The organism is Bowmanella pacifica, assembly GCF_014645355.1.
Classification (GTDB): domain Bacteria; phylum Pseudomonadota; class Gammaproteobacteria; order Enterobacterales; family Alteromonadaceae; genus Bowmanella; species Bowmanella pacifica.
On sequence record NZ_BMLS01000003.1, the window covers coordinates 472,976 to 486,119 of the forward strand.

Consider the following 13,144-nt stretch of genomic DNA (forward strand, 5'->3'; position numbering starts at 1 on the left):
CGATGAGAGACAATGTCATGCAGATTAACAGTTACTCAGCCCTGATAAGCGCAGCGCTTTCGCAGCCAGAGCCGCAGCGTTTGTTATTTGTGTTTGCCAAGGCTGAGCTGCCCACCGGCCATACCGATAAACAAAAGCAGCAATTTGAACAAGGCGACGGCGGCACCTTAAATCCGGTGCTCTGTGTGGACAAGCTGCCCGACGAAGTTAGTGCCTTTCATACCTTAGTGGATGAGTCTTTGCATACCGGCATCAGCTGGGATGTGGCCTTTGTGGCCGCCTTAGCAGGACGCGGCGGACAGGTTCCTAATAGCGATGAAGCGGCACAGCCCTTGCGCCTGATGATGAATAAAATCAATAGCGGTCAGATCACCGACTTTTTGGCCTTTAGTCGGCAAGGCGAGATTCTGAACTTGTTGCCGGGTTGAGGGGCGGCCTTCGCGGCCTCCCCACTCGGATTATTTTTGCTTAAGCTTTTGCTGGCTGAAATAGGCAGCCAGGTCAGCCGCATCCTGATCACTCAGATTCGCCGCCATAGGTGTCATCATGGCCGTGGTACCGCCTGTGCGCTGGCCATCACGATAGGCTTTAATGGCACTTTCCAGATACTGTGCATGCTGACCGGCCAGGTTTGGGTACATGGGCGCTAAGCTGTTGCCATCAGCCCCGTGACAGGCCACACACATTCCTGACTTGGCTTTACCCGCTTCGGCATCACCTGCCGCAACAGCAGCCTGACTCCCCAACACCAGCAGTGCTGCACCTAACAAGATTCTCTTCATTACTACACCTCTATTTTTATTGGCTTAACTGTCTACATGCTACGCCAAGGTCACGCATTACGCTGCAAGACCTTGTGAGTACCCCCAAAGGGGTAAGTTGTTATTCCGGATCTTTGTGCTCCAGACTGGATGCCCGGCGAAAACCTTTGATGGCACCACCAAGATCGCTGCCGATATGACGCAATTTACCGCTACCGAACAGCAGCAATACAATTAACAGCACTATGGCTAGCTGCCAAATACTGATACCCATACAACCTCCTAATGATGGCCGTGATGCGCAGCACCAGGCGCGGCGCTTAGCCTTGCGACCATTTCATCCAAGGTCAGCACCTCACTGCCCTGCGCAGCGGCAAACTGCTGTGCCGCTTGTTTGTCAGAAAAGCTCCCCAAGGAGAGGCCCATAGCACCCGGCAAATCTGGTGCAGGCACATAAAATGCCTGTGCAGCCGGAATAAGATGCGCATCATTAGGTTTGTCCCACTGGCTTTTGCCCATGTCATGCACATACAAGGTCAAATTGGCCTGACGATTTTCAGGTTGCACCCACCAACTTAGCATTTCAGATGCCGAGCAAAATTTTCTGACCTGCTGGGTTGAGCCATTCAGCGCCTGTCCCTTTGGTCCAGGGAAACGGGTAATCACCATACCGCACACATGACATTCATCATCACTATGAAACCCCGTTGGCTGCATAACCACGCTCTGCGCCGCCTTATCACCGCAACCGCCAAGCAACAGGGTTACGGCCGGTACCAACCAGACTAAATTTGCTAATCGCACTGTGTTTCTCCTACATCTTTGATTAAATCGGTCTGCGCATAAAACTGCGCTGTGCCAGCACCAGACAAAGCACCATCCAGCCCAGTAATGCTGCCCATAGCGTACTGCTGGCACCGGCTAAGTCCTGGCCCAACGACATCACGCCGTTAAGCTGTGCTGCCGCATCCAGGCCATTGAGATTTAGCTGACGGAAAATATCAGCAGGATTGAGCAGTAATAACCAGGGTAGCCAGTCTGGATTAAGCTGACCTTTACTCAGCACCAGCAGGGCCAATAAGGCCAGGTCAAACACCAGCACAAACAAAAACCAAATACCCAGCGCCATACCCGCGGCACTGGATTTCTCCCGCGCCCGACTGCTGAGCACATAAGCCATGGCAATAAACACCCAGCCGAGCAAAATGGCTGACGCGATAAAGCGGCCAAAGGCCACAAATAATTGCAGCTTGTCGATATCGGGTACCAGTAAACTGATGGCCAGCGCCGCCCCGCCAAAGCCTATTAGCGTGGCTAACGCCAAAATCAGCCCCTGCCCGACAAACTTGCCCAGCAATAGCTGACGTTTGCCCAAAGGGTAAGTGAGCAGGAGCAGCAAGGTGCCGCCCTCGTCCTCCCCCACAATGGCATCGTAGGCCAGCAATAAGGCAATCAATGGAATAATAAAAGTGGCTAAACTTGCCAGACTAGCAATAGTGGAGGCAATGGAGCTAAACCCCACCTGACCGGCGGCTGCCGCACCAAACCAGGCAATACCCGCCGCCAGCATCACAAACAGCAAACTGATGGCCAGTAACCAGCGATTGCGCAGGCCATCTTGCAACTCTTTTAACGCGATAAAAAGAATCGGCTTCATGGGGCACTCCTATGAGCAGATGGCTGAGTCATAAAATGGCTGTAGATCTCTTCCATATTGGCCTGACGCACTTCGATATCCTCGGCATCGCCCTGCTCTAACAGAATTTTCAGCACCTGTTGCTTGGCGCCGTTATGGGTGGCCACTTCCAAATTATCCTCTCCTACCAAGCGGGCGTTAAATCCTTCACCACTTAATTGCGCCTGCCAGCGTCTTGCCTGTAACAGGCCATTGACTCTAATCAGACTGGGCAGACCCACTTGGCTGCGCAGCTCGCTGAGCGTGCCGTCAGCCTGCAGACGCCCCGCCGCCATAATCGCAGCACGGTCGATAAAGGCTTCCACACCGGCCAGCACATGGGAGCACAGAATCACTGCCGTTCCCCCTTCACGCAATTGCTGGATGATGGCGTACAGCTCACGGGTAGCGATGGGATCCAGGCCCACCGTGGGCTCATCTAGCAGCAACAAGCGTGGTTTTCCCAATAATGCCTGCGCCAACCCCAGGCGCTGACGCATACCTTTGGAGTAGGTTTTCACTTTACGCTGGCAGGCCTCAGTCAGCCCAACCTGCCTGAGCAAAGCCTCAACCTGCGCTGAAGGCGCGGATTTAAGCCGCGCGAAGTAGCGCAAGGTTTCCAGCCCGGTTAACTGCGGATAGAAAGACACATTCTCCGGCAGATAGCCTAACTGCTGACGAACTCCTACATGCTCAGGCGATGCACCAGATACGCACACCTGCCCAGATGTGGGACGCAGTAGCCCCAAAATAAGCTTCATGGTAGTGGTTTTGCCGGCGCCGTTATGGCCAAACAACCCCAATACTTCTCCTTCGTTAAGGCTTAAGTTCAAATCATGCAGGGCTTCTAACTTCCCATAACAATGGCGAACACTGTGTAACTCAACCAGTTTCATTGGCCTTTATCCTGTGTTTCTGGAGTGGCAGACATCAGCGGGTAGCTGTCTCTGACACCGGGAGACTTGATCACCGGGAACATCTGCTGCACCCAGCGCAGTAGTTCCACCGCAGGGCTGTGCATCAATAGCTTCATTTGTGGATACATCCACACCAAACGGTCAATATTGTCATTTGGCTCGTAGAGCACATCGCCTATACCGTCGGCATTGCGATCCCAGCCCAGATAATCGCTCCAATAGTTACCCCGACCATCCAATGACCATTCCTGAGTACGGGTCGCCACATATTTCACTTGCTGGCGATTGGCCACAAAGCGATTACCACTAAGCTGGTTGTCTTCTGAGCCTGCGGTAAGATGAATACCCAGGGCACTGTGGGCAAAATAATTGTCGGTAATACGGTTAAATACCGAGTTGTAGATAAACAGTGCCTTACCTTCAGCCCCTTGAATCATGCTGTCGCCGGTGCTGCCGCTTTTCACCCCGCTGACATAATTGCCGGATAAGGTGGAATAGGTGATGTAATTCATCAGGATGCCGTAATTCTGATCATCCTCTGAGCGGTTATCGACAACGGTTAGCTGGCGGCTTTGCATCAGCGCATAACCTGTACGGGTACGCCGGGTTGTATTGGCAATCACTTGGTTGTTATGAGAAAACATGTAATGGATGCCGTAGCGCACGTCTTCCAGCAAGTTATGTTCCAGCAGGTTGTGATTAGAGGTATCAATATAAATACCGTCACGCCCGTCGCGTACTTCATTCCCTATCACCCTGGCATCACGCACGGCATACAAGTGAATACCATTGCCTCTGTCCTGAGAACGTAAGCTGGCATCACCCTTGATTTGGTTGTCCAGAATCTTCACCTGTGGCGCACCATCCACCCAAATACCAAATCCGGGGGTATTAATTCGGTTGTCTTGGATAATCGCGCCCTGGGCCTTAGGGTGAATAAAGATGGCGGAATGCATAGCAGTCAAGTCACGGCCACCACCGCGCAGTTCGCAGCCCTTCAGGGTGACATTAGCGGCATGAATTTCCAGTATATGGCCCTGCCCCTTTGCATCCAGAATCGCACCGGGCTGACACTGAATAACCTGACTTTGCACAATCTGAAAATTGCCGCTATATACACCTGCGGGCAATATCCACACGCCGTCATCTGTGGCAACCAAGGGCAAGGATTGAGTAGGTTCCTTTGCAATAGCCAACCAAGGTGAACTAGCTAAGCTAAGCCCCAATAAGCACGCACCCAATAACGCTTTACTTCTGTTCATAGCAAAAGGCCGGTGGGTCACCCCACCGGCTCCCGTTGTTATGCAGGCTCAACCAACATGCGGCCAACCATTTCCATATGCAGGGCATGGCAGAACCAGTTACAGTAGTACCAATGCATGCCGGGCTTGTCCGCCACAAAAGTAACAGAGGCGGTTTGCTGCGGGCTGATTTCCATGCTGACACCGTGATTGGTCATACAGAAGCCGTGCGATACGTCCTCTATCTGGTCAAGGTTGGTGATCACCACAGTTACTTCATCGCCCTGTTTAACCTTAAACTCGGTAATGCCGTAAGTCGGTGCCACAGAGGTCATATATACCCGTACCTTGTTACCATCACGGATGACCTTATTATCGGATTCCAGTTTGACGCCGTCTTTTTTGGCCATTTCCACCGTTGGGGCAAAGAAGGGGTCATTACGATCCCAGATTTTGCGTGGGTGGATCTGGTCACGACGGGCCAGAATACAGTCATGAGGCTCAGCATAAGTCGGGCCGTCATGCACCAGTTTCATTTCCTCGCCGGAAATGTCGATAAGCTGGTCGTTCTCCGGATGCAAAGGACCGGTCAGCAGGAAGCGGTCTTTGGAGAACTTACACAACACCACCAGCCATTTACCGTCCGCATCGCGGGTTTCGGTCAAAGAGGCATGGTTGTGTCCCGGCTGATACTGTACGTCCAGCTTCTGGCGGATGTAGCTCACATCCTGCCCCTGGTAAGCCTTGATAGCATCGGCCATACTCCACTTCACCACCTGACTGTCGATAAATAAGGTGGTGTACGCGTTACCGCGTCCGTCAAAGGTGGTATGTAGTGGCCCTAAGCCCAGCTCAGGCTCGGCTGCCACGGTATCACGGGGATCACTTATCTTGCCGGCAAACAGGTCGTCGAGTTTATCAATGGCAATCATGGTCACGGTCGGCGACAGCTTGCCGTTGGCGATAAAGAACTTACCATCCGGCGAGGTATTCAGACCGTGGGGGTTTTTCGGCACCGGTACATAGCGGGTAAAGGGGCTGTCCTTGCCGTCTTTTTTACGTCCGTCTACCACAGGCACCTTGGAGTCACCCAAGGTGACAAATTTGCCGGCTTTCACCGCTTTTTCAATGGCCGGAATATTGAACACCACGACCCAGTCGCGTTCGTTACGCATCATACCGCCCAAATCATAGGCTTTTTCTGAGTTATAACAGGTAGAAGCGGCATATTTACCGCTGTAATCGGCGTCACAGTTATCCAGGTTACCGTCCACCATAACCTGAAACGCCACTTCCATCTTTTCCGCATCAATCACGTTAAACATGGTGTAGCTATAGTCGGCTTGCAGATCAAAGTGTTTGCCATCGTTAGGGTGCGGGATAACAAACTCAGCATTGGCAAACACATACTTGGTATGGGGCATTTTTTGCAGCCTCAAACCATGGATTGCTTGCACATTAGGCACCGTCAGCATCTTATCGCACTTCATAATATCCAAACGGATACGTGCCACACGGCTATTGGCCTTATCGTTGATAAACAAGTACTTGCCGTCATATTGACCATCGGTCATAGAAATATGCGGGTGGTGACAATCACCGTTTAAGAACTTGGCACTCTCACCCATGATGGCTTTACTTTCATTGGTAATGCCCCAACCAGTGGCAGAGTCAATATTGAACACCGGAATACGCATCAATTCGCGCATGGAAGGAACACCCAGCACCCTTACTTCGCCCTGATGGCCGCCGCTCCAGAAGCCGTAGTACTCATCCAGTTCACCGGGCGCCACATGGGCTTTTTGTTTGGCATCCTTTACCGCCGCGGCCCAGCTTTCCTTGCTCATTACCGTAGAACCAATACCCACGGCCCCCAACATGGCGGCGCCGGCTCCGGTCATGGCACTCGCACCTAAAAAGGCGCGGCGACTCATACCTTGCTTGTCGTTGTCTTTATTGCTTGTCATGGTTGTCTCCTTTAGAAACAGGGTTACGCTTGTGATTCAATCTGAACGACCGGGATCTGCCCCGCGTCCTGCTTGGCGGCGCGCTGGCGTTTTTTGTTCTTCGCGACCAAAGGCGGACATTTACGTTCGTTGTGATAGGTCATTTGGCAATCCAGGCAGTAATGGCACTCGTTGTGGTCGATATGCCCATCCGGGTGAATGGCCTGGATTTCACATTCGATGGCGCACAGCTTGCACGGGTTACCACAGTCTTTACGGCGCTTCAGCCAATCAAACAGCTTGAGTTTGGTGGGAATGGCCAGCGCCGCGCCTAATGGGCAGATATAGCGGCAGTAAACCTTGCGGGTAAAAATATTGACAATCAGCAGGATGACGGCATACAACACAAACCACCATTGACGATCGAACTTCAGGGTTATAGCGGTCTTGAAGGGCTCAACTTCAGCAAAGCGCTCGGCAGTGGCAAGAGACTCCAGCGAAATACCGAACAACAGCAGCAGAATGATGTACTTGATGGCCCAGAGTCGCTCATGTACGGCAAACGGCAGCTCGTACTGGGGAATTTTCAGCTTACGCGCCGCTTCGTTTATCAGTTCCTGCAGGGCACCGAAGGGGCACAACCAGCCGCAGAACACCCCACGCCCCCACAGCAATATGCAGGCGGCGGTGAAGGTCCACAGAATGAAAATCACCGGGTCAATAAGAAATAGCTCCCAGCGAAAATCCTGCATCATGGCGTGGACAAAGGTCAGCACGTTCACCACCGACAACTGCCCCAGTGCGTACCAACCGATAAACACCACAGTGAACAGCAGGTAGCCGCGACGCAACCAATGTAAGAATTGCGGCTTTTGCGTGAACTTGTCCTGCAAGAACAAGATCACCATCAGTACCAACAAGGCAGTCAGCACCACGCCAATTTGAAAACTCTTCTGATACCAGATGTTGACCCACATGGGACGATTTGCCGCTTCAATAGCCGCCAGTTGCTCTGCACTAGGGGCTGGACGTTCAACATAGCGCTCGGGTAGCTGATAGCCCAGTTCAAAGCTGGTAAACACCCCATCCACCGGACCGGTTTGACGCCGTACTAACAGCTCCAGACTCCAGGGCGAACCGGGGTCGAATTGATGATGGTCACGGATGGTGAAGATGGACATCTCACCCAGCTCCGGTAACCCGTCAATATAAAGATCCGACAACCTTTGTTGGTCTAAATCGCGAAAACTGATGATGTCGCCAAACTGACGCAGCTGGATGCGGTCAAAAATACCGCCGCGCACATAGCCGGAGCCTTTAAAGGAATAATCGCCACTGGCCAGCACCGCAATGGCAAACTCGCCGTCTTTTAATTGCTCCTGCAGGTAAGCATATTGACGCTCACCGAGCAGGTTGCGGCCTATACTGGGGGGATCCAATTGCGCCACGTACATATCGATAAAGGTGCCTTGTTTGCTTTCACCTCCCTGCCTGCGTTGATGTTGCCCTTGCCCGCGACCTTGCCTGTGCCCTTGTAGGTCTTTTTCTGCAATATCAGCAAAGGCCTTATCAACCTGCGTCCAGGTCAGGTGTAAGCGTCGCACCGAGCCATCGCCAGTTAAACTTTGCCAGTCCGTTTCAGTAAAACCATCCGTTTTCACTACCGCAGGGGCGTGGGGGCGATTACTGACATCCTCGATTAGCCCCAAAGACACCGCCACTTCATGGGCAGAACGCATGATGACTTCGTTAACCACCATCACAGTCACTGTGGCGCCGGTTACCGCATCCACTGTGACCGCCTCAGGATCTGAAGTATTGCCCACCACCACACGCTGGTCGGCCATAACCCCTTGGTATTTAGCGCTAAAGTCATGCAGCTTTTGCTCGGGGATCCCCACCAGCAAAATCGGCTCGTGATGCTCAAGCACATAGGCATCGGCTATACGCCCATCGGTATCCAGGAGTATCTGCAGATTAATGGGCTTGCCTGAATAGGCGGGAATATCCACCACCTGCAGGCTTTGGAACTGATATCCCACTAAGCTGTCACCGGCCAGCAGACGACGAACCTGATACTCGCCCTCCGGCTCAGACCAACGGGTGGCAGTGGGAAACAGTTGGCTGACCCGCTGCCACCCGATATCGTCAAAGGAAGCGGCATGGGCCGCAAAAGGTAGGCACAAGACTGCAAGGTGCAGCCAAACAGCAAGACAGCACCAATAACAACTGTTAATTATTGGCCATTGCCGGACAGGCTTCATGTTATTTCTCCGCTTTGAACAGATGTTCCAAGGCATTGATGGATAGGGTTATTTTGGCCCTGAGCGGGGTGCACTGAAATACCCCTTAGTGGTTAGCTAAGGGGAGTAAAAGGGCTAGTTGGCGGTTGGCGGTTGGCGGTTGGCAACAGAGCGTAAACGGCTTTGCGGGCTAACAGGCGTTAAATGCAGCCTCCACAGCTGCCGCAGCGCCAGTCCGCTGCATTCACGGCACGATAAAACCAGCGCAGATGTGGCTCGTCCAGAGGCACCTGATGTTGTTCAAATACCTCCGCCAGCCAGTCGACATTGGCCACTATCCACTCATCTTCGGCTGTGCCCTCAATAAAGTCGTCTTCATCGGGAAACAGGTAACTGAAATTGCCACGGGTATCCATATCGTTTTCTGCCTTACTATCAGGCAGATTCAGGGGTAAGCCCTGATAATGGATAATCCAGTGGCCCAGGCACAAGGTATGGCCTTGTGCAGACCATTTGGCAGTGAAGGGATTATTCTGCATAGCCAGAAGCTAGGTTCTTTGAGGTGATTATTGCATTAGCGGCGAACCATCCAGGCCAAAATCAAAGCCCTGAATATCCGCGTCGCTGAGCAGCCTGGTAATATACTGAGCACTGGCTTTGCGCCTGACCTTAGTATCCAGGTAGCTTTGAATGTCAGCCCGTACTTGCTCAAAGGGCAAGGGATTTCCCTCTACCCGCCTGACTACCTCAACCACATGATAGCCGTAGCGACTTTCCACGGGTTTGGCCATCAAGCCTTGTGGCGCGGCAAACAGCTGACGCTCAAACTCTGGTACGGTCTGACCTTTGCTGATTTGGCCAAGATTCCCCCCCAGCCTGGCCGACGGACAGTTGGAGTGCGCTGACGCCAGGCTGGCAAAATCCCCTTCGCCATTGCCCAGACTTTGCAATATGTGCTCGGCCAGTTGCCTGGCTCTGTCCCTTTCCGGCAAGTCACGAGGATCGCCAGCCAGCAGAATATGCCTGACTTCCAGCAATGGCGCAGTGGCAAATTTGCCACGATTGGCCGCAAAATACTGACGACACTCATCAGTGCTGGCCCGAGCCGGCGGACATTCGGCGGCCAGCAGTTTGTCTATCACCCATTGTTCCTGCTCACCATCAAAGGGGGCCTCGCCTGCATATAGTCCGAGCGCCACCGCACGTTGTCGCACTACTTCGTTAATAATCAGAGCCTGGGCAGATTTAACCGCCGCTTCTCGGCGACTGGCAGCCGGGTGATACTGCATTTCAGCACTGATTTGCTCGGCGCTGATAACCTGCTGATTTACCGTAACGGATGGAATATCACTTATAACCATCATTTCTCACCTGTGAAAAAGGACACATCCTTGTGTCTGCTGAGTGAAACTAACGCTGACGCACGACCTGGTAATTGCGGCGCATGTACTTCACCGGCACGCTCCAGATATGCACCAAACGGCTAAACGGGAACAACAGGAATAAGGTCATACCCAGCAGCACATGCAGCTTGTAAATCAAGCCCACGTCAGCAATGGCCAGAGATGCTGCCTGCGCATTGAAGGTCACCGTATTTTGCGCCCAGGCCATCAGCTTAAGCATTTCCGAGCCATCCAGGTGGCCCATGGAAAACGGAATACTCAGCAAGCCAAGAATTAACTGTGCGTAGAGTAGAACCAGGATAACTATATCCATACGGGTACTGGTGGCGCGGATACGCGGATTATGTAACCGGCGCTTAAGCAGAATTGTCATGCCGTACAGACATATCAGCCCAAACAGGCCCCCTGCTCCCATGGCCACCAACTGCTTGGTTGCCGGGGAAATACCCAGTACATCCCACACCTGATGAGGGGTCAGCAAACCAACAAAATGGCCGGCCAGAATCGCCAGAATGCCGATATGAAAGGCAAAACTGCCTTTGCGTAGTTGTTTACTTTCCAGCATCTGACTGGAGCCGGTTTTCCAGCTATAGGGCTCGCGGTCGTAACGGATAAGACTACCCAGTACAAACACCGCCAGCGCGATATAAGGATAAATTCCAAACAGCAAATGATTGATAAACGACATAATCCGCTCCTCAGTTCAGCCGGGCGCTATCGCCACTGGCTGCATCCACAAATTCGATGGGCACATGCTGGTCACGGCGCTGGCCGGACTCGGGCCGGTTCAATTGGCTGGGACAACCGCCATTAATGGCATCACCACCAAAAGTCACCGCCTCTTCCTCCCATACCTTATCCAGCGCCTTAGGCGTATGGTCAGCCTGCTCAGAGGCGATCTGTGCTTGCAAGGCATCCAGGTCCAAAGACACCTGACTGACTTCCAGCAAGGCTTCACAGAGCACGGCATAATCCGAACGACGTTTTTGCAAGCGTACCGCCAGCAACCCAAGCACCGGGGCAATATCGGCAATCCAGTCTGTGGCCTGATGCTGCTGGGTAGCCGCAAATTCCAGGTACAAAGGCAGATAATCGGGCAACTCATGTTCAGCAATTTCAAGCCCGGCCTGGCGATATTGCGCCACCAATTCCACCATGGCCTGCCCGCGGTCGCGGGATTCACCATGAATATGCTCGAAAATCAGTAAGGACAGCGACCGCCCTCGTTCAAACAAACCGTCGTATTCCTCTTGCCAGTCCAATAGGTCGCCGTCCAGGTGTCGCAACACAAACTGGCTTAACGCCTGCTGTGTGTTAGCGGTTAAGTCGGCGCTGGCAATCACCTCTAAGGCCTCGTCCCGGGCGGCCAGCAAGCCGGCCTGCGGGTAATCCAGTAATCTGGCCAGTAACGTCAGTATTTTCATGGCCTACTCCTGAATCTCAACGGGGATAACCTGGCGGACGGTCTGGCTCTTAGTCCCAAACAAGTTCACCTCGGAAGAACTGCCACAGCCGTTACCAAAGCTGAAACCACAACCGCTCTTCATATCGTAAGCGTCTTGGGCATAAGCGGTATGGCTGGTGGGAATGACAAAGCGGTCTTCATAGTTGGCCAGCGCCATCACCCGGTACATTTCCTCCACCTGCCAATCATGTAATCCGGCAGCAGCAATGACTTCATCATCTTTCACCCCTTCCACCTGCTGTGCTCGTTTATAAGCACGCATCGCCAGCATCCGTTCAAGGGCGCGGATCACGGGTTTCTCGTCACCCGCGGTGAGCAGGTTAGCCAGGTATTTAAGCGGAATGCGCAAGGATTTAAGATCAGGGATAACGCCATTCATGCCCACATGCCCTGACTCTATCGCCGTTTGAATAGGTGACAGAGGCGGTACATACCAAACCATAGGTAAGGTACGGTATTCAGGGTGCAAAGGCAGGGCAACCTTCCACTCCATGGCCATTTTGTAGACCGGTGATTGCTGCGCGGCTTCCAGCCAGGCATCTGGGATCCCCTCACGTTTTGCCGCGGCTTGTACGTCTTTGTTGAATGGATCCAGGAAGATATCGCACTGCGCTTGGTACAAGTCCTGATCATTAGGTACCGATGCCGCATCGGCTATCTTATCGGCGTCGTACAGCAGTACACCCAAATACCGGATACGGCCCACACAGGTTTCCGAGCAGACTGTGGGTTGGCCCACCTCAATACGCGGGTAGCAGAAAATACACTTCTCTGATTTGCCGGTTTTCCAGTTGTAGTAGATTTTCTTATACGGACAACCCGATACGCACATACGCCAACCGCGACATTTATCCTGGTCAATCAGCACAATGCCGTCTTCTTCGCGTTTGTAGATGGCGCCGCTGGGACAAGATGCCACACAGGCCGGATTCAGGCAGTGTTCGCATAAACGTGGCAGGTACATCATAAAGGTGTTTTCAAACTGGCCATAAATGTCGGCCTGCACCTTATCGAAGTTTTTGTCCTTACGGCGTTTACTAAATTCGGTACCGAGGATCTCCTCCCAATTCGGCCCCCACTCGATTTTCTCCATACGCTGGCCGCTGATTAATGAGCGGGGTCTGGCCACCGGCTGGTGTTTACTCTCCCCTGCGCGGTGCAGATGCTGGTAATCAAAATCAAAAGGTTCGTAATAATCGTCGATATCCGGCAGATCCGGGTTGGCAAAAATGTTGGCCAGAATACGGCGTTTGCCGCCCTGCTTGGGCTCCAGCTTACCGTTTTTGCTACGGACCCAACCGCCGTTCCATTTTTCCTGGTTTTCCCATTCCTTGGGATAACCGATGCCAGGTTTGGTTTCAACGTTATTAAACCAGGCATATTCCATCCCCTCACGGGAGGTCCAGACGTTTTTACAGGTAACCGAACAAGTGTGGCAGCCAATGCATTTGTCCAGGTTCAGTACCATGCCTATTTGCGCTCTGACTTTCATG

General features: G+C 52.8%; 13 protein-coding genes and 1 pseudogene. 1 reads left to right on the forward strand and 13 read right to left on the reverse strand.

The genetic code is table 11. The annotated features are described in order from the left end of the window. The first annotated feature begins 17 nt into the window (after window positions 1–17). The gene (locus IEX02_RS12135; RefSeq protein ID WP_188695288.1) at window positions 18–428 is read left to right on the forward strand and encodes a ribonucleotide reductase subunit alpha; all 411 of its coding nucleotides are present in this window, start codon (window positions 18–20) and stop codon (window positions 426–428) included. Between the two features lie 30 nt (window positions 429–458). On the opposite strand, the gene IEX02_RS12140 is transcribed toward IEX02_RS12135, so the two are convergent. From IEX02_RS12140 to narH, 13 genes and pseudogenes are all read right to left on the reverse strand, one after another. Then, window positions 459–782: a c-type cytochrome gene (locus tag IEX02_RS12140; RefSeq protein ID WP_188695291.1), complete on the reverse strand. Its 324-nt coding sequence runs from the start codon at window positions 780–782 to the stop codon at window positions 459–461. 112 nt (window positions 783–894) lie between these two features. Further along, window positions 895–1,035, reverse strand: a pseudogene (gene tatA, locus IEX02_RS12145) (twin-arginine translocase TatA/TatE family subunit); the annotation flags it as partial. A gap of 8 nt (window positions 1,036–1,043) precedes the next feature. Further along, window positions 1,044–1,565, reverse strand: a complete 522-nt coding sequence (locus IEX02_RS12150; RefSeq protein WP_229702204.1) for a nitrous oxide reductase accessory protein NosL — start codon at window positions 1,563–1,565, stop codon at window positions 1,044–1,046. 22 nt (window positions 1,566–1,587) lie between these two features. After that, window positions 1,588–2,418, reverse strand: a complete 831-nt coding sequence (locus IEX02_RS12155; protein ID WP_188695296.1) for an ABC transporter permease — start codon at window positions 2,416–2,418, stop codon at window positions 1,588–1,590. Then, window positions 2,415–3,332 carry an ABC transporter ATP-binding protein gene (locus IEX02_RS12160; protein WP_188695299.1) on the reverse strand — a complete coding sequence of 306 codons (918 nt, stop codon included), beginning with the start codon at window positions 3,330–3,332 and terminating at the stop codon, window positions 2,415–2,417. The genes IEX02_RS12155 and IEX02_RS12160 overlap by 4 nt, the downstream gene beginning before the upstream one ends. Further along, the gene (locus IEX02_RS12165; RefSeq protein ID WP_188695302.1) at window positions 3,329–4,615 is read right to left on the reverse strand and encodes a nitrous oxide reductase family maturation protein NosD; all 1,287 of its coding nucleotides are present in this window, start codon (window positions 4,613–4,615) and stop codon (window positions 3,329–3,331) included. The genes IEX02_RS12160 and IEX02_RS12165 overlap by 4 nt, the downstream gene beginning before the upstream one ends. 38 nt (window positions 4,616–4,653) lie before the next feature. Continuing rightward, on the reverse strand, window positions 4,654–6,561 hold the full coding sequence (gene nosZ / locus IEX02_RS12170; protein WP_188695305.1) for a TAT-dependent nitrous-oxide reductase: 1,908 nt from the start codon (window positions 6,559–6,561) through the stop codon (window positions 4,654–4,656). Between the two features lie 23 nt (window positions 6,562–6,584). Further along, the gene (nosR, locus tag IEX02_RS12175) at window positions 6,585–8,726 is read right to left on the reverse strand and encodes a transcriptional regulator NosR (RefSeq protein ID WP_229702205.1); all 2,142 of its coding nucleotides are present in this window, start codon (window positions 8,724–8,726) and stop codon (window positions 6,585–6,587) included. Window positions 8,727–8,983: 257 nt separating this feature from the next. Beyond that, window positions 8,984–9,322 (reverse strand): PM0253 family protein, encoded by a 339-nt coding sequence (locus IEX02_RS12180; protein ID WP_188695312.1) that lies wholly within the window; start codon window positions 9,320–9,322, stop codon window positions 8,984–8,986. Window positions 9,323–9,349: 27 nt separating this feature from the next. Continuing rightward, window positions 9,350–10,147 (reverse strand): peptidylprolyl isomerase, encoded by a 798-nt coding sequence (locus IEX02_RS12185; protein WP_229702206.1) that lies wholly within the window; start codon window positions 10,145–10,147, stop codon window positions 9,350–9,352. A 46-nt stretch (window positions 10,148–10,193) separates the two neighbouring features. Next, entirely contained in the window at window positions 10,194–10,874 is a 681-nt protein-coding gene (gene narI, locus IEX02_RS12190; protein WP_188695315.1) for a respiratory nitrate reductase subunit gamma, read from the reverse strand. Between the two features lie 10 nt (window positions 10,875–10,884). After that, a complete protein-coding gene (gene narJ / locus IEX02_RS12195) occupies window positions 10,885–11,610 on the reverse strand; it encodes a nitrate reductase molybdenum cofactor assembly chaperone (protein WP_188695318.1) in 726 nt (241 codons plus the stop codon). Window positions 11,611–11,613: 3 nt separating this feature from the next. Continuing rightward, window positions 11,614–13,143 carry a nitrate reductase subunit beta gene (narH, locus tag IEX02_RS12200; RefSeq protein ID WP_188695321.1) on the reverse strand — a complete coding sequence of 510 codons (1,530 nt, stop codon included), beginning with the start codon at window positions 13,141–13,143 and terminating at the stop codon, window positions 11,614–11,616. Between the last annotated feature and the right edge of the window lies 1 nt (window position 13,144).

Bases quoted from the DNA above. Each gene is read 5' to 3' on its own strand.
- IEX02_RS12135 (WP_188695288.1), top strand. From the start codon at position 18: ATGCAGATTAACAGTTACTCAGCCCTGATAAGCGCAGCGCTTTCGCAG.
- IEX02_RS12140 (WP_188695291.1), bottom strand. From the start codon at position 782: ATGAAGAGAATCTTGTTAGGTGCAGCACTGCTGGTGTTGGGGAGTCAG.
- IEX02_RS12155 (WP_188695296.1), bottom strand. From the start codon at position 2,418: ATGAAGCCGATTCTTTTTATCGCGTTAAAAGAGTTGCAAGATGGCCTG.
- IEX02_RS12160 (WP_188695299.1), bottom strand. From the start codon at position 3,332: ATGAAACTGGTTGAGTTACACAGTGTTCGCCATTGTTATGGGAAGTTA.
- IEX02_RS12165 (WP_188695302.1), bottom strand. From the start codon at position 4,615: ATGAACAGAAGTAAAGCGTTATTGGGTGCGTGCTTATTGGGGCTTAGC.
- nosZ (WP_188695305.1), bottom strand. From the start codon at position 6,561: ATGACAAGCAATAAAGACAACGACAAGCAAGGTATGAGTCGCCGCGCC.
- IEX02_RS12180 (WP_188695312.1), bottom strand. From the start codon at position 9,322: ATGCAGAATAATCCCTTCACTGCCAAATGGTCTGCACAAGGCCATACC.
- IEX02_RS12185 (WP_229702206.1), bottom strand. From the start codon at position 10,147: ATGATGGTTATAAGTGATATTCCATCCGTTACGGTAAATCAGCAGGTT.
- narI (WP_188695315.1), bottom strand. From the start codon at position 10,874: ATGTCGTTTATCAATCATTTGCTGTTTGGAATTTATCCTTATATCGCG.
- narJ (WP_188695318.1), bottom strand. From the start codon at position 11,610: ATGAAAATACTGACGTTACTGGCCAGATTACTGGATTACCCGCAGGCC.
- narH (WP_188695321.1), bottom strand. From the start codon at position 13,143: ATGAAAGTCAGAGCGCAAATAGGCATGGTACTGAACCTGGACAAATGC.